19 protein-coding genes are annotated in these 18,558 nt (G+C 64.6%); 16 read left to right on the forward strand and 3 right to left on the reverse strand.

Annotated elements, in window-relative coordinates; genetic code table 11:
* Positions 1-28: 28 nt before the first annotated feature.
* From amgK to FLQ03_RS12510, 13 genes are all read left to right on the forward strand, one after another.
* A complete protein-coding gene (gene amgK, locus FLQ03_RS12450; protein WP_144371056.1) occupies positions 29-1,075 on the forward strand; it encodes an N-acetylmuramate/N-acetylglucosamine kinase AmgK in 1,047 nt (348 codons plus the stop codon).
* A 3-nt stretch (positions 1,076-1,078) separates the two neighbouring features.
* A complete protein-coding gene (gene murU, locus FLQ03_RS12455) occupies positions 1,079-1,780 on the forward strand; it encodes an N-acetylmuramate alpha-1-phosphate uridylyltransferase MurU (protein WP_144371057.1) in 702 nt (233 codons plus the stop codon).
* On the forward strand, positions 1,777-2,307 hold the full coding sequence (gene ruvC, locus FLQ03_RS12460) for a crossover junction endodeoxyribonuclease RuvC (RefSeq protein ID WP_144371058.1): 531 nt from the start codon (positions 1,777-1,779) through the stop codon (positions 2,305-2,307). Before murU ends, ruvC begins: the two co-directional genes overlap by 4 nt.
* An 82-nt stretch (positions 2,308-2,389) precedes the next feature.
* The gene (locus FLQ03_RS12465; protein WP_144371059.1) at positions 2,390-2,866 is read left to right on the forward strand and encodes a hypothetical protein; all 477 of its coding nucleotides are present in this window, start codon (positions 2,390-2,392) and stop codon (positions 2,864-2,866) included.
* A gap of 71 nt (positions 2,867-2,937) precedes the next feature.
* A complete protein-coding gene (locus tag FLQ03_RS12470) occupies positions 2,938-3,858 on the forward strand; it encodes a prenyltransferase (RefSeq protein WP_144371060.1) in 921 nt (306 codons plus the stop codon).
* 10 nt (positions 3,859-3,868) lie between these two features.
* A complete protein-coding gene (ruvA, locus tag FLQ03_RS12475; RefSeq protein WP_144371061.1) occupies positions 3,869-4,462 on the forward strand; it encodes a Holliday junction branch migration protein RuvA in 594 nt (197 codons plus the stop codon).
* A 7-nt stretch (positions 4,463-4,469) separates the two neighbouring features.
* Positions 4,470-5,216: an SDR family oxidoreductase gene (locus FLQ03_RS12480; protein WP_144371062.1), complete on the forward strand. Its 747-nt coding sequence runs from the start codon at positions 4,470-4,472 to the stop codon at positions 5,214-5,216.
* 30 nt (positions 5,217-5,246) lie between these two features.
* Positions 5,247-6,026 carry an NYN domain-containing protein gene (locus FLQ03_RS12485; RefSeq protein WP_144371063.1) on the forward strand — a complete coding sequence of 260 codons (780 nt, stop codon included), beginning with the start codon at positions 5,247-5,249 and terminating at the stop codon, positions 6,024-6,026.
* A gap of 1 nt (position 6,027) precedes the next feature.
* Positions 6,028-7,161 carry a tetratricopeptide repeat protein gene (locus FLQ03_RS12490; RefSeq protein ID WP_144371064.1) on the forward strand — a complete coding sequence of 378 codons (1,134 nt, stop codon included), beginning with the start codon at positions 6,028-6,030 and terminating at the stop codon, positions 7,159-7,161.
* Between the two features lie 107 nt (positions 7,162-7,268).
* The gene (ruvB, locus tag FLQ03_RS12495) at positions 7,269-8,303 is read left to right on the forward strand and encodes a Holliday junction branch migration DNA helicase RuvB (protein WP_144371065.1); all 1,035 of its coding nucleotides are present in this window, start codon (positions 7,269-7,271) and stop codon (positions 8,301-8,303) included.
* A 2-nt stretch (positions 8,304-8,305) separates the two neighbouring features.
* Positions 8,306-9,028, forward strand: a complete 723-nt coding sequence (locus FLQ03_RS12500) for a glutamine amidotransferase (RefSeq protein ID WP_144371066.1) — start codon at positions 8,306-8,308, stop codon at positions 9,026-9,028.
* A 45-nt stretch (positions 9,029-9,073) separates the two neighbouring features.
* Positions 9,074-9,490: a hypothetical protein gene (locus FLQ03_RS12505; RefSeq protein WP_144371067.1), complete on the forward strand. Its 417-nt coding sequence runs from the start codon at positions 9,074-9,076 to the stop codon at positions 9,488-9,490.
* A gap of 144 nt (positions 9,491-9,634) precedes the next feature.
* The gene (locus tag FLQ03_RS12510; protein ID WP_144371068.1) at positions 9,635-11,158 is read left to right on the forward strand and encodes a cryptochrome/photolyase family protein; all 1,524 of its coding nucleotides are present in this window, start codon (positions 9,635-9,637) and stop codon (positions 11,156-11,158) included.
* Positions 11,159-11,233: 75 nt separating this feature from the next.
* On the opposite strand, the gene proB is transcribed toward FLQ03_RS12510, so the two are convergent.
* The 3 genes from proB to bioA all read right to left on the reverse strand — a co-directional run bounded on the left by proB (position 11,234) and on the right by bioA (position 15,499).
* On the reverse strand, positions 11,234-12,352 hold the full coding sequence (proB, locus tag FLQ03_RS12515) for a glutamate 5-kinase (RefSeq protein ID WP_144371069.1): 1,119 nt from the start codon (positions 12,350-12,352) through the stop codon (positions 11,234-11,236).
* A 70-nt stretch (positions 12,353-12,422) separates the two neighbouring features.
* A complete protein-coding gene (locus tag FLQ03_RS12520) occupies positions 12,423-14,033 on the reverse strand; it encodes a hypothetical protein (RefSeq protein WP_144371070.1) in 1,611 nt (536 codons plus the stop codon).
* Positions 14,034-14,143: 110 nt separating this feature from the next.
* Complete coding sequence (gene bioA / locus FLQ03_RS12525; RefSeq protein WP_144371071.1) at positions 14,144-15,499, reverse strand: adenosylmethionine--8-amino-7-oxononanoate transaminase; 1,356 nt, start codon at positions 15,497-15,499, stop codon at positions 14,144-14,146.
* A 90-nt stretch (positions 15,500-15,589) separates the two neighbouring features.
* On the opposite strand from bioA, the gene FLQ03_RS12530 reads away from it, so the two are divergent.
* From FLQ03_RS12530 to FLQ03_RS12540, 3 genes are all read left to right on the forward strand, one after another.
* Entirely contained in the window at positions 15,590-16,135 is a 546-nt protein-coding gene (locus tag FLQ03_RS12530; protein WP_144371072.1) for a pilin, read from the forward strand.
* A 52-nt stretch (positions 16,136-16,187) separates the two neighbouring features.
* Positions 16,188-16,643 (forward strand): pilin, encoded by a 456-nt coding sequence (locus tag FLQ03_RS12535; RefSeq protein ID WP_144371073.1) that lies wholly within the window; start codon positions 16,188-16,190, stop codon positions 16,641-16,643.
* A 116-nt stretch (positions 16,644-16,759) separates the two neighbouring features.
* A complete protein-coding gene (locus FLQ03_RS12540) occupies positions 16,760-18,529 on the forward strand; it encodes a PglL family O-oligosaccharyltransferase (RefSeq protein WP_170252403.1) in 1,770 nt (589 codons plus the stop codon).
* The last annotated feature ends 29 nt before the right edge of the window (positions 18,530-18,558 follow it).

The raw sequence follows: 18,558 nt of genomic DNA on the forward strand, positions 1-18,558 counted from the left end.
TGTACCCAATTTACTGATATACGCGACTATGCAGCGACTAGAAGCCCTCAAGGCGTGGCTGGCCACGCAGTTTCCCGGTCAGGACGTGACCGTCGAGTTTGCCGCCGCGGATGCCGATTTCCGCCGCTACTTCCGTGCCACGCTGCCCGACGGCAGCACCCGCATCGTGATGGACGCGCCGCCCGAGCACAAAAACACCGACAGCTTTGTCAGCGTACGCGAGCTGTTGGCGCCGGCGGCCAACGTACCGGCCATTTACGCCCGTGACGCCGGGCAAGGCTTCATGCTGCTGCAGGACATGGGCAAGATCACCTATCTGGCCGCGCTGCAGCACGACGAGCGCCCGCTGGTGCACAAGCACCTGCTGCTGGAAGCCGTAGATACTTTGATCGCCATCCAGAAGCTCAGCCAGCCGGGCGTGCTGCCCGAATTCGACCGCGCCTTCCAGCTGCGCGAGGTCAACCTGCTGCCGGAGTGGTACGCCACCAAGGCCTTGGGCAAGCCGCTGACCTTCTCGCAGCGCAAGCTGTGGGACGCCGGCATCAACGTGCTGCTGCCAGCCATCGACGCCCAGGCCAAGGTGTTCATGCACCGCGACTTCACCGTGCGCAACCTGATGCTCACCCCTGGCCAGCCGGCGGTACTGGACTTCCAGGACGCGGTGTACGGCCCCATCGCCTACGACCTGGTGTCGCTGCTGCGCGACGCCTACATCGGCTGGGATGAAGAGTTCGTGCTGGACGTGGTGGTGCGCTACTGGGAAAAAGCCCGCGCTGCCGGCCTGCCGGTACCGGCGCAGATCGACGACTTCTACCGCGACTTCGAGTGGGCCGGCATCCAGCGCCACCTGAAGATCGTCGGCCTGTTCACCCGCCTGGCGCACCGCGACGGCAAGACGCAGTACCTGGACGAGATCCCGCGCATCCTGCGTTACCTCAAGAAAGCCACCCGTCGTTACAGCGAGCTGCTGCCGCTGTTCCAGCTGCTGGCTGATCTGGTGGGGCTGGACGAAGAGGACAACGACGACAGCATCCAGTCGGTGTTCAGCCACACCCGCATCGCGTCGGACCAGTAAGCCATGCGCGCGATGATCCTGGCCGCCGGGCGCGGCGAACGCATGCGCCCGCTGACCGACCACACCCCCAAGCCGCTGCTGGACGTGGGCGGCCAGCCGCTGATCGTGTGGCATATCCAGCGCCTGGCCGCCGCCGGCTTTACCGAGATCGTCATCAACCACGCTTGGCTGGGTAGCCGGATCGAGGCGGCGCTGGGTGACGGCAGCCGCTACTGCGTGCGCCTGGCCTACTCGGCAGAAAGCACGGCGCTGGAAACCGCCGGCGGCATTGCTACCGCCTTGCCCTTGCTGGGCAGCGCGCCGTTTGTGGTGGTGAATGGCGACGTGCTGACCGACGTGGACTTTGCCGCCTTGCGGCCAACCTTGGCCGCGCTGGACGGCAGCCGCCGTCTGGCGCACCTGCTGCTGGTGACTAACCCGCCGCACAACCCGGCCGGCGATTTCGGCCTGCTGCCGGAGGGTGGCGTCAGCGCCAGTGCGGCCGATGGCGAAGGGCTGACCTTTTCCGGCATCGGCCTGTATCACCCGGCGCTGTTTGCGCATACCCCGGCCGGGCAGCCGGCCAAGCTGGCACCGCTGCTGCGCACGGCGATGGCACAGCAGCAGGTGAGCGGCCAGGCGCACCGCGGTTTGTGGCTGGACGTGGGCACGCCGGAACGGCTGGCCGAGGCCGACGCCATCGCGCGCCGCTGGGCGCAGCCGTGAAGCGCCGCATTCTGGGCATCGACCCCGGCAGCCGTATCTGCGGTTTCGGGGTCATCGACATCGTCGGTAACCAGCGCCATTACGTGGCGTCCGGCGCTATCCGCACGCCGCAGGGCGCCAGCCTCGCCGAGCGGGTGAAGGTGCTGGTGAACGCCATCCATCAGGTCATCGACACCTACCAGCCCACCGAGGCGGCGCTGGAGCAGGTGTTCGTCAACGTCAACCCCGCCGCCACGCTGATGCTGGGCCAGGCGCGCGGCGCCTGCATGACGGCGCTGGTGATCAAGGACCTGCCGGTGGCCGAGTACACCGCGCTGCAGGTGAAGCAATCGGTGGTGGGGCAGGGCAAGGCGCCGAAGGAACAGGTGCAGTTCATGGTGGTGACCATGCTCAACCTGTCCGGCACGCCGCAGGCCGACGCCGCCGACGCGCTGGCGGTAGCGCTGACGCACGCCAACCATAGCGGTGGCGCAGTCGGCAAGCTGGCCAAGCTGGGCTACAAAGTGCGCGGCGGGCGGTTGGTGTAGTCGCCCGGGGCTTGAGCCAGGCCAAGGCCGGCGCAGCGCGCTGGCGGCATACTGCGGCCAACCTTGTTTGCCGGAGCCTGCCATGTGGAACGACTACGCCCTTGCCCGTGCGCTGCACGTCCTTGCCATCGTAATGTGGGTGGGCGGCGTCGGCTTTGTCACCACCGTGCTGATCCCCGCCATCCGCCGCCGTTTTCCCGCTGACCAGCAATACGCGATGTTCGAAGACGTGGAGCACCGCTTCGGCGCCCAGGCACGTTTCTGGGTGCTGCTGGGGTTGGCCAGTGCCGGCTGGATGCTGCACAGCACCGACAGCTGGGCGCGGCTGCGCGATACCGGCTGGCTGCACCTGATGATCGCCGCCTGGCTGCCGTTCTTCCTGATGCTGTTCGTGCTGGAGCCGTTTATCGTGCACCGCTGGCTGAAGCAGCGTGCGCAGCGCGACCCGGCGGGCACCATGGCGCGGGTGCAGTGGCTGCACGTGGTGCTGCTGGGCTTGAGCCTGGCGGCGGTGCTGGCCGGCGTGGCGGGCGCCCACGGCGGCTGGCGCCTGGCCTGAGCATGCGCACCGGTTTTGCCGCCATCCCGCCTTATCGTATGCTGCAAGAATGAACCGGCCGAGGCCCCGTCATGCATCTGTCCACGACCCATCAAGCTGAAACCGACTTGTCCGCGCTGCTGGCGCACCCGGCGCGCTGGCTGCTGGCCACGCGCCCGGCTTTCCTGACGCTGACGCTGGGCGGCGTGCTGCTGGGCCTGGCCATGGCCGGCCCGCAGGCCTTGGCGCAAGGTTGGCCGCAGGCGCTGCTGGCGCTGTTGCTGGCCTTGCTGTGCCACGCTGCCGTAAACGTGATCAACGACGTGGCCGACCACGACAACGGCAGCGACGCGGCCAACCTGCAACGCGAATACCCGTTTACCGGCGGCAGCCGTTTCATCCAGGCCGGTGTGCTGAGCCGGCGGCAGATGGCGTGGCTAGCCGGTGGTTTGTTTGCGCTGGTGAGCGCGGGCGGTTTGTGGCTGGTGTGGCAAGCCGGTACCGGCCTGTTCTATACCGGCCTGGCGGGCGTGGTGCTGGGTTGGGGCTATTCCGCCCCGCCGTTGCGCCTGAACAGCCGTGGCCTGGGCGAACTGACGGTGGCGCTGTGTTTTGCCCTGCTGCCGCTGGGCGCGCTGCAGGTATTGCAGGCGCCCTGGCCGGCCGGGCTGCCGTGGCTGGCCGCCGGTTACGGCGTGGCCGCCGCCTTGCTGCTGTTTGCCAACCAGTTTCCCGACCGCGACGCCGACGCGCTGGCCGGCAAGCGCCATTGGGTGGTGCGCCTGGACCACCCGGCCGCGGTGCGCGGCTACCTGCTGCTGGCCGGGCTGGCGCTGGCTTTGCCGCTGGCCGCCGGGCAGCCGTGGCAGCTGTGCCTGCTGCCGCTGTACCTGCGCGCCTGGCGTGCCTTGCAGCAACGGCAACTGCGCGCCGCCATCATTCCCACTATCATGGCGGCCAACCTCTACCCTTTGTTGCTGGCCGCCAGCCTGTGGCTGCGGCCAACCTTGTGAAAGACAGCCCATGATCGGACGACTCAGCGGTACGCTTATCGAAAAACTGCCGCCGCAAATCACCGTGGACGTCAACGGCGTCGGTTACGACGTCGATGTCACCATGACCACCTTTTACCAGCTGCCGGCGCTGGGCCAGAAAGCCACGCTGTTCACCCATCTGGTGGTGCGCGAAGACGCCCATCTGCTGTACGGCTTTGCCAGCCGCGACGAGCGCGAAACCTTCCGCCAGCTGATCAAGGTCAGCGGCATCGGCGCCAAGATCGCGCTGGCCATCCTGTCCGGCATGAGCACCGACGAGCTGGCGGTGGCAGTGGCCAGCGAAGACCTGAAGCGCCTGTCCAGCGTGCCCGGCATCGGCAAGAAAACCGCCGAGCGTCTGGTGCTGGAGCTGCGCGGCAAGCTGGCCAGCGGCAGCAACCTTACCGTGCCCGGCGGCCTGCCGTTTGCCGCCACCCCGGACGACAAGAGCGATATCGTTAACGCCCTGCTGGCGCTGGGTTACAACGACAAGGAAGCCGCTGCCGCCACCAAGGGCCTGCCGCTGGACGTGACCGTCAGCGACGGCGTGCGCCTGGCGCTGAAGAACCTGATGAAAGGCTAAAGCCGCTATGCAGAAAGTGCTGCTGATTACCGGTGCCAGCCGTGGTATCGGCGCCGCTACCGCCAGCTTGGCCGCAGCCCGTGGCTGGGCGGTCGCGGTCAACTATCACCGCCAGCGGGATGCCGCGCAGGCGGTGGTAGACGCCATCCGCGCCGATGGCGGTCGCGCAGTGGCACTGGCTGGCGACGTGGCCAGCGAAGCCGACGTGCTGCGCCTGTTTGCCGACACCGAGGCCGCGCTGGGGCCGCTGTCGGCGCTGGTGAACAACGCCGGCGTGCTGGCGCCGCAAATGCCGCTGGCCGACATGGACGTGGCGCGCTGGCAGCGCATGCTGGCCACCAATGTGCTGGGGCCGCTGTTGTGCTGCCGCGAGGCGGTACGCCGGCTGTCCACCCGCTTGGGCGGGCAGGGCGGCGTTATCGTCAATGTATCGTCGGCGGCGGCGCGGCTGGGTTCGCCCGGCGAGTACGTCGATTACGCCGCCAGCAAGGGCGCGCTGGACACGCTGACGCTGGGCCTGGCCAAAGAAGTCGCCGCCGAGGGCATTCGCGTCAACGGCGTGCGCCCTGGCTTTATCTACACCGACATGCACGCCGATGGCGGCGAGCCGGGCCGTGTGGACCGCGTCAAGGCCGGCATCCCGATGCAGCGTGGCGGCCAACCCGAAGAAGTGGCGGCTGCCATCCTGTGGCTGCTGTCCGACGAGGCCTCGTTTACCACCGGCCACCTGCTGGACGTGGCCGGCGGCCGCTAAGCATTCAACTCTTACCTGCAAGGACACCCCATGCCCAACGTAGCTGTGCTGATCGACGCCGACAATGTGTCGCCCGCCTGGATAGAAGACGTGCTGGAAGAAGCCGGCAAGCTGGGCGTGCTGGCGCTCAAGCGCGTGTACGGCGACTTCAGCCGCCACGACAAGGCCTGGCGCGACTTGTGCGCGCGCTTTGCCATCCACCCCATCCAGCAGTTTCCCAACACCAAGGGCAAGAACGCGTCCGACATCACGCTGGTGATCGACGCCATGGACATGCTGCACTCCGGCCGCTACCAGAGCTTTTGCCTGATCTCCAGCGACAGCGACTTTTCGCGCCTGGCCACCCGCCTGCGCGAAGACGGGCTGGAAGTGTGGGGCTTTGGCGAGGAGAAAACCCCGGCCGCCTTCGTCAACGCCTGCAGCAAGTTCGTGTACGTGGAGGTGCTGGCGCTGGCCGACGAGACGGCCAAAGCAGACGACGCCGGCGGCAAAGGGGAAGCTGCCAGTAGTGGTAAGGCCGCGCAGGCCAGCCGCGTACTGCGCCCGCTGGATAAGAAGCTGCGCGCGCAGTTCCAGAAGGGTATCGAAAGCATGGACGACGACGAAGGCTGGGCCGACCTGGGTGGCGTTGGCAGCCTGCTGGGGCAGTGGATGCCGGATTTCGACCCGCGCAACTACGGCTTTGCCAAGCTATCCGACCTGGTGGTGAAATCCGGCTGGTTCGAGGTGCACAAGGCCAGCAGCGGCCGTGGCGGCGTGTCCATCCGCCTGAAGCCCGGCAACGGCGGCGGCCGCAAGGGCGGGCGGTAACATGCCGCTGCGTCGATGGCTGGCCTTGGGCCTGTGCGGGCTGGCCTTGCCCGCCTGGGCAGACCTGACGAGTGCCATACAGGCGTACCAGCGGCAAGATTATGTACAGGCACAACAGGATTTTGAGACGGCCGCCGCGGCAGGTGACGAGATCGCCGCAGACTGGGTGCGCACGATTGATGACCGAAAGTCGCTACAGACGCGGCGAGCCCGCTGGTTGACGCTTGAGCAGGTGGACGGCATTTTGATATTGAATGGCCGCTTTGGCACGGTGTTCTTCACGCCCAAGGCAAGCCCCGCCATCCGGCGCGCGCTACCGGCCCGCGCCGCAGCCGGTGATGTCGTCGCCCAGAGAATGCTGGCCATGATGCTGCATGCCGGGCTGGCCGGGCCGAAGGATTTGCCGGAAGCAGTACGCTGGTATCGTGCTGCCACCGCGCAGGGGGATGATATGGCCATGAACAACCTGGGCGCTATCTACCAGTACGGCCCTGCGGAATGGCGGGACCCGGCCGCCGGGCTTGCCTTGTGGCAACAGGCCGCTCGCGCAGGCAACAGTGTTAGTCAGTACAACTTCGGGCTCAGCTACTTTCTGGGCGACGGCGTGCCACGCGATGTAGGCCAGGCGCTGTACTGGTGGCGTCTGGCAGCAATGGAGCCTTGGGTACTGCCCATGCTGGCGCTGGCAGAAACCCACGCCGAGCTGGGCGAGAACGACCCGTACCACGCCCGCCAGGCGCGACTGTGGTATCAGCAAGCGGCCCGGCACGGGCATGCCACCGCCCAGTACGAGCTGGCGCGTATCTACCGCTACGGTTGGGGGGGCGCGCGTGACGAGCGCCAGATGCTGCACTGGTACCGGGAGGCGGCACTGAACAAGCACGAGGGCGCTCTGACGACCTTGCGCGAGTTTTTCCACGCTGGCGAGCATGTGGCACAAGACCTGCCGATGGCTTACGCACTTGCCGTATTGCTGTACGACCAGGGGGACTCGATCTGGTATCACGAAAGGATTGACAGCCAGATGAGCGAGACGCAGCGCGCCGCAGCCCGGGCACTGGCGGTGCGGGTAGCGGACAAAGCCCAGCTGGCCGCCGCACTGGCCGAGCGTCTGGACAAACCGACGCTGCCGTAACGTCGGGCACGCACGGTCTGGTATGGCCCGGCTATTGCGGCCAACGTTGGCCGCAGCAGCCTGCTTGCAGTGGTAACATCAGCCCATTGCCTGTTACCGATTTCGCCATGATCCAGACCGATAACCTGATCGGCGGCGCACCCGAGCGCCGCATCGTCACCCCGCAACGTGCTTCCGAGCAGGAAGAGGCGCTGGAGCGCGCGCTACGCCCCAAGCTACTGGACGAGTACGTGGGCCAGAAAAAGGCGCGCGAGCAGTTGGAAATCTTCATTGAGGCCGCCAAAAAGCGTGGCGAGGCGCTGGACCACGTGCTGCTGTTCGGCCCGCCGGGCCTGGGCAAGACCACGCTGGCGCACATTGTGGCGCGCGAAATGGGCGTCAATCTGCGCCAGACCAGCGGCCCGGTGCTGGAACGCGCCGGCGACCTGGCGGCGCTGCTGACCAATCTGGAACCGCACGACGTGCTGTTCATCGACGAAATCCACCGCCTCAGCCCGGTGGTGGAGGAGATCCTCTACCCGGCGCTGGAGGATTACCAGATCGACATCATGATCGGCGAAGGCCCGGCCGCGCGCTCGGTGAAGATCGACCTGCCGCCGTTCACGCTGATCGGCGCCACCACCCGCGCCGGCATGCTGACCAACCCGCTGCGCGACCGTTTCGGCATCGTGGCGCGGCTGGAGTTTTACAACGCCGAGGAGCTGACGCGCATCGTCACCCGCTCGGCCGGTCTGCTGAACGTGGAGTTGGCCGACGACGGCGCCTTCGAGGTGGCCCGCCGCAGCCGTGGTACGCCGCGTATTGCCAACCGCCTGCTGCGCCGGGTGCGCGATTACGCCGAGGTACGCGCCAACGGCGTAGTCAGCGCCGAGGTGGCCGACGCCGCGCTGGCGATGCTGGACGTGGACCCGGCCGGCCTGGACGTGATGGACCGCAAATTGCTTCAGGCCATTCTGGACAAGTTCGGTGGCGGGCCGGTGGGGCTGGACAACGTGGCGGCGGCCATTGGCGAATCCACCGACACCATCGAAGACGTGATCGAACCCTATCTGATCCAGCAAGGCTATCTGCAGCGCACGCCACGGGGCCGCATGGCCACGGCACTGGCGTACACGCACTTTGGCCTGCCGATGAAAGACTGAGCATGAAGCTGAAACTGATCATCAAGACCGGCGAACCCGGCAGCCCGGTGCGCGACCACCGCGGCCGTTTCGAAGACTGGATCGTGCGCGAAATGGGCGAGACGCCGGGCAGCTGGCAGGTGGTCTGGGTGGCGGCGGGCGAGACGCTGCCGCCGGTAGAGCGCGTGGCCGGCGCGGTGATCACCGGCTCGCTGGCGATGGTGAGCGACCGTTTGCCGTGGAGCGAGGCGACGGCGGCGTGGCTGCGCCAGGCGCACGCGGCGCAGCTGCCGCTGCTGGGCATCTGTTACGGTCACCAGCTGCTGGCGCACGCACTGGGCGGCGAGGTCGGTTATCACCCGCAGGGGCCGGAAGTGGGCTCGGTGCATATCCGGCGCCACGAGCACGCTGCCGACGACCCGTTGCTGGGCGAGCTGCCGCCGCGTTTTGCCGCTAACGCTTTTCACTGGCAGACAGTGCTGAAGCTGCCACCGGGGGGCATTCCGCTGGCCAGCAACGATTGGGAGCCGCACCACGCCTTCCGCCTGGGCAATAGCTGGGGCCTGCAGTTCCACCCCGAGTTCGACGCCGAAGCCACGCGGCAGTTGATCCACGTGGCCGCCCCGGCGCTGGAACGCGACGGCCTGCAGCCACAGCAGTTGGCCGCCGGGGTGTGCCCCACGCCGGAGGCTGCCGCACTGCTGCGCCGCTTTGCCGCTTTGCTGGTGCAGCCCGCGTCGGCGTAGAATGCCGGCACGCTGCCGAATGGCACACATCAAAAGGGAGAAACCATGTTTTACGCCTTGCTCATCGTCACCCTCGGCGTCGCGCTGCTGACGTCGGTATTGGTGGCACGCTTTTTCAGCGACGCCGTGCTGAAGATCCTCAAAAGCATCATCGGGCCGGAGCTGGCCGAAGCCTGGCGCAAGTACATGAGTTTCGCCATCGTGGTGGTCGGCGTGTCCGGCGGCGTCAACATGTGGGAAATCCAGAAGTACCTGCAGAATGGCCGCGAACAGGTGATGGAGCTGAACGGCCCGCGCTGGACCATGGAAATCTACCGCACCGCCATGGACACGCTGTCGCAGATTTCCTGGGTGATGCTGTTGTTTTTCCTGTGCGCGATGGTGGCCTACGTCATCATGCGCGTGGCCGAAAGCAGCCGCGAGCAACGCCGTTCCTCGCAGCGCGACGACGATGCCGCCTGAGCTGTCAGCCGGTCTGCTACCCGCTAACCCCGTTTGCCGTGCAAACGGGGTTTTGTTTTGGCCCGAGCACCCCGATTTCAGCCATCCGGCCCTGTTTCTGCAGGCAGCCGGCACCGATGACCTGCCTTTGTTCTGGAGCCTGCCATGCAACTGCGCCTGATTCTGGGCGACCAGCTTAACGCTGCCCACAGCTGGTACCGCGAACGCCGCGACGACGTGGTGTACGTGCTGATGGAAACGCGCAGCGAAACCGACTACGTGCGCCACCACGCGCAAAAGGTGCTGGCCGTATTTGCCGCCATGCGCCGCTTTGCCGAGGCGCTGCAGGCGGCCGGCCACCGCGTGCATTACCTGCGCATTGGCGATGCGGCCAACCAGCACGATTTTGCCGCCAACCTGGCGTGGTTGGCCGCGCACTATGGCGCCAGCAGCCTGGCCTGCCAGCTGGCCGACGAACGCCGTGTCGATGCGCTATTGGCTGCGTTGCCGCAGCAAGTGGGCCTGCCGCTGACGCAGGTGGACAGCGAGCATTTCTACACCACCCGTGACGAGGCGGCGCGGCTGTTCGGCAGCAAGGGCTGGCGCATGGAAACCTTCTACCGGCGCATGCGGCAGCAGCACGGCGTGCTGCTGGACGCTGCCGGCAAGCCGGAAGGCGGGCAGTGGAACTACGACGCGGCCAACCGCGAGCCGTACCGTGGCGAGGTGGCGCTGGCGCCGTGGCCGTTTGCCGCCCATGACCTGGGATCGCTGTGGCAGGAGATTGTCGAGGCCGGTGTGCAGACGCTGGGTGAGCCGCAGGCCGGGGCGCTGCCGTGGCCGCTGACACGGCGCGAGGCACGGGCCTGGCTAGCCGATTTCCTCCAGCACCGCTTGCGTCACTTCGGTCGCTACCAGGACGCGCTGGTGCACGGCGAGGCCTGGCTGTTCCACAGCGGGCTGAGCTTTGCGCTGAACAGCAAGATGCTGTCGCCGCACGAAGTGGTGCAGGCGGCGGAAGCGGCCTGGCGCAGCGACCCGACGCTGCCGCTGGCCAGCGTGGAGGGCTTCATCCGCCAGATTCTGGGCTGGCGCGAGTACGTGCGCGGCGTGTATTGGGCGCGGCCGGACTTTGGCAGCGTCAACGCCTTGCAGCACCAGCGGCCGTTGCCGCGCTGGTTCTGGGACGGCGACACCGGCATGGCCTGCGTGGCGCAGGCGGTGCAGGGCAGCCTGCAACACGCTTACGCCCACCATATCCAGCGCCTGATGGTCACCGGCAATATCGCGTTGCTGCTGGGTTGCCACCCAGATGAAGTAGACGCTTGGTACCTGGGTATCTACATCGATGCCTTCGAGTGGGTGGAGCAGCCCAATACGCGCGGTATGAGCCAGTGGGCCGACGGCGGCTTCATGGCCAGCAAGCCGTACGTGTCTGGCGGTGCGTACCTGGCGCGCATGGGCGACCACTGCGCGCAGTGCCGCTACGCGGTAAAGCAGAAAACCGGCCCTGGTGCCTGCCCGTTCAACAGCCTGTACTGGCACTTTCTGGCGCGGCACGAGGCCAAACTGGCGGCCAACCCTCGGCTGGCGATGCCGTACGCCAGCTGGCGCAAGATGGGCGAGGGCGCCCGCCAGGCGCTGCTGGCGCAGGCCGAGGCCTATCTGCAGGATGTGGACAGCCTGTAGCGCCCGCCATGAAAAATGCCGCCCCCCGCAAGGGGGACGGCATCAGGGTTGGCCGCAACCACCGCCGTTTGGCGCTTACAGCGTCACCATATTGTCGCGGTGTACCAGCTCCGGCTCTACCAGATAGCCCAGCACGCCTTCGATGTCGCGGGTGGCCTTGCGCATGATCAGCCGCGCTTCTTCCGAGCTGTAGTTCACCAGCCCGCGCGCCACTTCCAGACCCTGCTCGTCCACGCAGGCCACGGCGTCGCCACGCAGGAAGCTGCCCTCTACCGCGATGACGCCGATCGGCAGCAGGCTGGTGCCTTTTTCGCGTACCGCGAGCGCGGCGCCGGCGTCCAGTACCAGCTTGCCGGACAGCTGCAGGTGGTCGGCCAGCCACTGCTTGCGCGCCGCCAGGCGGGTGGTGGGCGCATTCAGCTGGGTGCCGATGCCTTCACCGTCGGCCAGGCGCGACAGCACGCTCGCTTCGCGGCCGCTGGCAATCACGGTGGCGGCACCGCTGCGCGCCGCGCGCTTGGCAGCGATGATCTTGGTGTACATGCCGCCGGTGCCCACGCTGGAGCCGGCGCCGCCGGCCATGGCTTCCAGCGCCGGGTTGCCGGCTTCGGCTTCGTGGATGAACTCGGCGTCGGGGTGTTTGCGCGGGTCGGCACTGTACAGGCCACGCTGGTCGGTGAGGATGACCAGCGCGTCGGCTTCGATCAGGTTGGTGACCAGCGCACCCAGCGTGTCGTTATCGCCAAAGCGGATCTCGCTGGTGACCACGGTGTCGTTCTCGTTGATGATGGGTACCACGCCCAGTGTGAGCAGGGTGGACAGCGTGGTGCGGGCGTTCAGGTAACGCAGGCGGTCGGACAGGTCTTCGTGGGTCAGCAGCACCTGGGCAGTTTGCAGGCCGTACTCGCGAAATGCGCTTTCATACGCCTGGCACAGGCCCATCTGGCCGACGGCAGCGGCGGCTTGCAGCTCGTGTACGGCTTTCGGGCGCTTGGCCCAGCCCAGACGCTGGCAGCCTTCGGCAATGGCACCACTGGAAACCAGCACCACCTGCTTGCCACGGCGGCGCAGTTCGGCGATCTCGGCGGCCCAGCGCGCCAGCGCGCCGTGGTCCAGGCCTTTGCCGTCGTTGGTTACCAGGCTGGAGCCCACTTTCACCACGATACGCGTGGCGGTATGAATCACCGATTGCATCCGTACTGCTTCCTGTTCGACAAAAAACGGAGTGTCAGTGTAACGCATTCCGCCGCGATGGTGCGCCGCGTCAGAAGGCGCTGCTGGGCTGGAATTCCACGAACTGGTAGTAGGCGGTCTGGGCATCCAGCGCGGTCAGGCGCACCAGCTGTTCGCCGTGGCGGGTCAGCAGGCGGAATTCGCGCAGCTTCTGGTAGGGGCGACCACTCAGCACCAGCATGGGCTGGCGATTGCTACCGGTCGTTGGTGACAGCAGCAGCGCCATCTGGAACTGGTCGTTGGGGTGGGTGATGACCGGCATCACCATCACCGCCTCCGGTAGCGGGCCCAGTTGTTCCAGCCCGCATTCGGCTTCCATGCCTTCGCCGCGCAGGTTGACCCAGCGTACGGTGGCCAGATGCCAGGCTTTGCCTGGTACACGCAACATGGCCAGTTCGCCGGTGCGCAACGGGTGGTGGTGTGACTCGCCGCGCAGCAGCATGCCGCCGGCGCTGAGGTTGAGCATGTTCAGGCGCGAAGGTGTCGCTGGTAGCGGCCGCTGGAAGCGCGGCGGTGGCGGCGGTACGTTGTCGGGTGCAGCCAGCAGGGTAGCGTCGCCGGCTTGGGTGTCGGTACTGCTGGGTTGTCCGGGGGCCGCGGGCAGGGGGAAGTCCCATTCGGCGTGATTGGCGATGAACCAGCAGGTAGGCAGCAGGGTCACCAGCTCGACTTCCTGCTGGCTGTCGTGCCGCGGGTAGCGTCGCTGCGGGGCGCTTTGCCACTCTTGCATCAAGCGCAGTACGCGTTGCAGCTCCTCGGCCAGCAGGGTGTCGTCGCTTCGGTTCTGCAGCAGGCGCTGCAGGCTGAGCAGTTTTTCCAGCAACTCATGCTGTAAGTGCTGGGTGTCGACGATCCAGAAGATATGGCCGTGCGTCGGCGCCTCGCTATAAAAGCGGGGCGGGTAGTCTTGCTCGCTGCGGTAGGCAAAGGCGCCGTGTCGTTCGGGCAGCCGGTCTACCTGTACCAGATGCAGGCATTTGGCGTACTTGCGGATCAGCAGCAGCGTGTAGTCGATCAGCGCTGGCTCCATGCGGTTGCAGGAGGTCATGCCCAGCAGCAGTAACTGACGGTACAGTGAACCGACGCTGTCTTCCTTTTCGTTCAGCGCCTTGCCTTCCCAGCCCTGTTCCAGCGCATACAGGAAAATCTGGTGGCAATCTCGCCAGAAGCCGGGCGGTGCTGTGGTGTAGGTGCGGGCGTACAGCAAGGCCAGTTGGCGCGCGCTGAGCATGGTGAGGTTCAGCGCCTCGATCTTGTGGCGGTCCAGCGCAAACAGCCCGTGTTCGTGGCTGCGGTCGAGCAGCACACGCTTGAAACCGTTGTGGATCAGGATGGACAGATGCTGTGCCAGCAATGCGGCACGCCGTGCCCGGACATAGGTGGTGAGCTCGCCCGGTCTGGCCTCGGCTTCCAGTACCGGCAGCAGCCGGTCCTGCGCTTGCAGGTACAGTCGTAGCAGCTGCAAGCGGCTGGAAGGGGGAAGCTTGATGCAGTTCAGCTGGGCCAGCGCATCGCGGATCGTCTGCGCGCAGTCGAACGGCTGCGTGTAGGGCAGGTGCTGGAGCCAGGCTTCCAGCTGATCGGGATCGCACATCACCATGACCGGGTCGAGGTGCGGTGCGCTGAGCGACAGGTTGAGCATGCGGTTAGGCCAAATGGATAATTTAACAGAGTATATAAAATCTGGCGAAGACCGTGGGCATCACCGTTATTGCCGGCTGCAGCCTGCCATACTCGGTCCCAACCTCGGCCTCAGGGCAGGGCGGTCTCTGGGCCATTCTCCGCCGCCGCATGGCCAGCCAGTTGCGCCAGCACTGCCAGCGTGGCCTGTTGTAACTGCAACATCTGTGCCTCCTCGATGATGTAAGGCGGCATGAAGTACACCGTTTTGCCGATCGGGCGCACCAGACAGCCGCGCGCCAGCATGGCCTGGAAGAAGGCGACGGCAAAGTCGCTGCGTGGGCTATCCACATCAAAGGCCCAGATCATGCCTTGGTGGCGGAAATGCCGTACCGCCGGGTGGGCAGCGACCGGTGCCAGGATCCGGCTGAAGCATTCGGCAGTGGCACGGTTGCGGGCCAGCACGTTTTCATCGTCGAAAATGGCCAGTACTTCCAGCGCGGCACGGCAGGCCAGCGCGTTACCGGTATAGCTGTGCGAGTGCAGAAAGCCGCGCGTGACGTCGTCGTCGTAGAACGCCTGGTACACGCTGTCGGTGGTAAGCACACAGGACAGCGGCAGGTAGCCGCCGGTGATGCCTTTGGACAGGCACAGGAAGTCTGGCGTGATGCCGGCTTGCTGGTAGGCAAACAGGCTGCCGGTACGGCCGAAACCGACGGCGATTTCATCGGCAATCAGGTGTATCTGGTAGCGGTCACACAGCGCACGGGCACGCTGCAGGTAGACCGGATGGTACATCGCCATGCCGGCGGCGCCTTGTACCAGCGGCTCGATGATCAGCGCGGCAATCTGGTCGTGTTTGGCCGCCAGCAAGGCTGCCAGCGCGTCGGCCGCGCGCAGCGCGTAGCTTTCGGCGCTTTCACCGTCTGCGGCCAACCTGGCGTCCGGGCTGGGCACGCGGAAGTTCTGTTGCAACAGCGGGGCATAGGTTTGCGAGAACAGCGGAACGTCGGTGACGGCCAGCGCACCGGCGGTTTCGCCGTGGTAGCTGTTTTCCAGGCTGACAAAGCGCTGTTTGCTGCCTTGCCCGTGGTTGCGCCAGTAATGGAAGCTCATCTTCAGCGCAATTTCGGTGGCGCTGGCACCATCGGAGCCATAAAACGCGTGCCCAAGGCCGGACGCGGCTGCTAGCTTCTCGGATAGCTCTACCACGGGCTGCTGGGTAAAACCGGCCAGGATCACGTGCTCCAGCGTATCCAGCTGGTCCTTGATGGCTTGCTTGATGCGCGGATGGTTATGGCCGAACAGGTTTACCCACCAGGAGCTGACGGCGTCGATATAGCGCTTGCCGTCAAAATCTTCTAGCCAGATGCCATCTGCCCGGGCAATGGGGACGATGGGCAGGGTTTCGTGGCGTTTCATCTGGGTACACGGGTGCCATACAGCGGCGCGGCTGCGGGCCAGCCATTGATCGTTGTGCGAGGTCATGACGCAATCCGGCAAAGACAGGGATGGCGGATGCTAACACGGGGCCGCTCAGTGCTGCCGGGTGACGAAAATTGTCAGTGCTGACAATTTATGCGGCGCATCCACCACGATTTGACGGTGCGCACAGCAGAAGTCCGACCTGGCACAGCCCTTGCAAGTATTGCGGCAACCTTTACTGATGATGCTTTTTTATTCAAAATGAATGAACAGATGCAGGCAGGCTTCACGCTAATAGAACTGATGATGGTGGTTGCCATCATCGGCATTCTGGCGGCTGTCGCCATCCCTGCTTACCAGGATTACACTCGGCGCGCTTACATCAGCGAAGCGTTGGTGGCTGCCAGTGCAGTCAAGACGGCGATGGAGGAATACCACGCGACTAACAATGCCTGGCCGACCAGCAATGCCTCGGCGGGTATAGCAAATGCTTCCGCCAGCCGTGGTAGCAGTATTGCGAGACTTGATATCGAAGCGTCTGGTAGTGTTAGCGTCATAAAGGTGGAGTTGAGTAGTAAGGTAGCCTCTGGAGCTCACATTTGGCTTACTCCACAAGCAGTTACCTCGGGCGCTTATCGCTGGACCTGTACAGGCGATAGTGACTTAACTCGCATCCTGCCGTCCAACTGTCGCCAATAACTTACCCACCTGGCCACGTGGCCAACTTGATTACAACCATGGAGTGTTCACTATGAAACGCGTACAACAAGGTTTCACCCTGATCGAACTGATGATCGTTGTGGCCATTATCGGTATTCTGGCCGCCATCGCCATTCCGGCGTACCAGGATTACACCAAGCGTGCCCACGTATCGGAAGGCCTCACATTGGCCGCTGCTGCTAAGACGGCGGTAACTGAGTACTACTCGACTAACAACGCATTTGTTTCCGGTACAGCACCGTTCAATGCCAGTTATGGTGTTGCTGCGGCTGGTGATATCAAGGGTAACGCTGTTCAAAGCGTATCTATACTTGCAAGTGGGATTGTTCAAATTAATTACAACGAAAAAGTTACCAGCGGTTCTGTTGTCTTCCTTGTGCCAAGTACTAATACTGGTTCTCTGCAATGGAAATGCCAGCCTACAGCGAGTGGTATCACTGGTACTACTGCAGTGGATGCGAAATATTTGCCATCCAACTGCCGCTAACTCGTCACTTGATCGGCTGAGTTGTCCCAATAAGGGGGTGTTCATCACCCCCTTTTTTATTGCGAGTCGGCATGTTGCGTCATCCGCTTACCCTGGCACTAGTGTGCATCTTTTCTTTGCCATTTTTCAACTTTGCCCGCTATAGCCCGCTGCAGGACTGGTGGACCAATGCATTGACGCTGGCTTTCATCAGCAGCGGGCTACTGATTGCCGCCTGGCGCTTGCGCGGGCAGTCTGACCGTCAGGTGCAAACGTTATGGTTCCTGCCGGTCTTTTTGCTGTGGTGGCTGTTATTGTGGGCGGGTAGCTTGTTGCGCTATCAATGGCAGCAGTCGGGCATGCTGCCATTCGAACTCTTTGGCTTATTACTGGCGGCGCTGGGTGCAGTGTTGCTCGCCCACGAGCAACAGCGCATTGGTCGTATGCAGCTAGTAGCGGCAATGGCTTGGTCGGTACTGTTAGGTGCGGTACTGCAAGCGCTGATCGGCCTCTGTCAGATAGCAGGCTTGGCAACGCTATCTGATGGCTGGCTGGTATTCAGCGGTATGGAAATCATGGGCAATATCGGCCAGCGCAACCAGTTTGCCCATGTGCTGACTTGGGGGATGCTGGCCTCTGCCTATCTGTATTCACAACACCGCTTGCCTGCTTGGCTGACTATTGCGCTGTGCTTGTATCTGTCGCTGTTGTCGGCCTGGTCTGGTGGTCGCCTGCCTTTGGCCTACGGGGCCGCCATTGCGGTACTGGGTGTGCTGATGCGCGTGCGCCTGCCGCAATCAGGGATCGGCAAAGCCTTGTTGTGGGCGGCGGCAAGTATTGTCCTGTTCCAGTTGACTGGCAAGCATGCTGCACAGTGGCTCTTTAATGTGGATATCAGTTCCGGCCTGGATCGCCTTAACGATGCCGGCTTTGGCGCCCGCCGCCGTGTGGAGTGGGACAAGTGCTGGCAAATCGTGAAAGCCTACCCTTGGTTGGGTACCGGCGTCGGCGGCTACGCCTATCAGTCGGTATGGCTGGAAGCGTTTGGCGGTTATGGCCGGGTGCCGGAAAGCAGCCTGTTTACCCACAGCCATAATCTGGTTACCCAGCTGTTGGCCGAAACCGGTGTGCCGGCTACCTTGCTGGCTGCCGCGATCGTAAGCTACTGCCTGTGGCCGTACCTGAAGCGCGAGCATGCCACGCCGGAGAATGCCTTCCTGCTAGGCATGGCGGCAGTGACGCTGGGGCATTCGATGCTGGAGTATCCGCTGTGGTACCTGCCGTTCAGCTTCGCCTTTTTTACCATCCTCGCCTTGTCGCCACGGCCGCCGGTGACGCTGGCTTTACGGGCGTCGATGCGCCGTATCGGCGCGCTGGTGTTCGGCATGGCAGGTTTGCTGTATGTGGTGCACGGCGCTAGTGTGTTTGGCTTGTTGACCGAAAGCCAGCAACCCTCACGCGACGCCAAGGTGAATGAGCAGCGGATCGAACAATTGATTGCCTTGTCGGCCAATCCGTTCTGGCGCTTCGAGTCCGAGCTGGTCCTCAGCAATTACCTGATACCTAGCCCGCAGCAACTAGAGATCAAATTGCAGCACCACGAAGCGCTGGTAGCGTACCGGCCATATCCAACCTTATTGTGCAAGACTGCCATCATGCAGCAGTGGGCTGGCAAGCCGCAGGCTGCCGAAGACAGTTTGCGCATGCTGAGGGCGGCGTATCCCAACACGGTGACCAACTGTGCACTGATGATTGCCTCGCGTAACGATGCCCGTTTGCAAGGCTTGTTGGCTACCGCTTCGCGTGCGGCGCTTACTTTGCAGAAAGAGGGCGAGGCGGCCGTTGCCAGGCAAGCGGTAGCGGGGGTGTCGTTGCGGCCACCGCGCTTGCCGCAATTGCCCGACTAGGGCTTTGCCGGTAGCCGGGCGGATCGGCT

Origin of the sequence: Vogesella urethralis (assembly GCF_007644045.2) — a bacterium.
GTDB lineage: Bacteria > Pseudomonadota > Gammaproteobacteria > Burkholderiales > Chromobacteriaceae > Vogesella > Vogesella urethralis.

What these genes read in the sequence shown, in the direction of transcription:
- amgK (WP_144371056.1), top strand. Translation starts at nt 29, where the DNA reads ATGCAGCGACTAGAAGCCCTCAAGGCGTGGCTGGCCACGCAGTTTCCC.
- murU (WP_144371057.1), top strand. Translation starts at nt 1,079, where the DNA reads ATGCGCGCGATGATCCTGGCCGCCGGGCGCGGCGAACGCATGCGCCCG.
- FLQ03_RS12465 (WP_144371059.1), top strand. Translation starts at nt 2,390, where the DNA reads ATGTGGAACGACTACGCCCTTGCCCGTGCGCTGCACGTCCTTGCCATC.
- FLQ03_RS12470 (WP_144371060.1), top strand. Translation starts at nt 2,938, where the DNA reads ATGCATCTGTCCACGACCCATCAAGCTGAAACCGACTTGTCCGCGCTG.
- ruvA (WP_144371061.1), top strand. Translation starts at nt 3,869, where the DNA reads ATGATCGGACGACTCAGCGGTACGCTTATCGAAAAACTGCCGCCGCAA.
- FLQ03_RS12480 (WP_144371062.1), top strand. Translation starts at nt 4,470, where the DNA reads ATGCAGAAAGTGCTGCTGATTACCGGTGCCAGCCGTGGTATCGGCGCC.
- FLQ03_RS12485 (WP_144371063.1), top strand. Translation starts at nt 5,247, where the DNA reads ATGCCCAACGTAGCTGTGCTGATCGACGCCGACAATGTGTCGCCCGCC.
- FLQ03_RS12490 (WP_144371064.1), top strand. Translation starts at nt 6,028, where the DNA reads ATGCCGCTGCGTCGATGGCTGGCCTTGGGCCTGTGCGGGCTGGCCTTG.
- ruvB (WP_144371065.1), top strand. Translation starts at nt 7,269, where the DNA reads ATGATCCAGACCGATAACCTGATCGGCGGCGCACCCGAGCGCCGCATC.
- FLQ03_RS12500 (WP_144371066.1), top strand. Translation starts at nt 8,306, where the DNA reads ATGAAGCTGAAACTGATCATCAAGACCGGCGAACCCGGCAGCCCGGTG.
- FLQ03_RS12505 (WP_144371067.1), top strand. Translation starts at nt 9,074, where the DNA reads ATGTTTTACGCCTTGCTCATCGTCACCCTCGGCGTCGCGCTGCTGACG.
- FLQ03_RS12510 (WP_144371068.1), top strand. Translation starts at nt 9,635, where the DNA reads ATGCAACTGCGCCTGATTCTGGGCGACCAGCTTAACGCTGCCCACAGC.
- proB (WP_144371069.1), bottom strand. Translation starts at nt 12,352, where the DNA reads ATGCAATCGGTGATTCATACCGCCACGCGTATCGTGGTGAAAGTGGGC.
- FLQ03_RS12520 (WP_144371070.1), bottom strand. Translation starts at nt 14,033, where the DNA reads ATGCTCAACCTGTCGCTCAGCGCACCGCACCTCGACCCGGTCATGGTG.
- bioA (WP_144371071.1), bottom strand. Translation starts at nt 15,499, where the DNA reads ATGACCTCGCACAACGATCAATGGCTGGCCCGCAGCCGCGCCGCTGTA.
- FLQ03_RS12530 (WP_144371072.1), top strand. Translation starts at nt 15,590, where the DNA reads ATGCGGCGCATCCACCACGATTTGACGGTGCGCACAGCAGAAGTCCGA.
- FLQ03_RS12535 (WP_144371073.1), top strand. Translation starts at nt 16,188, where the DNA reads ATGAAACGCGTACAACAAGGTTTCACCCTGATCGAACTGATGATCGTT.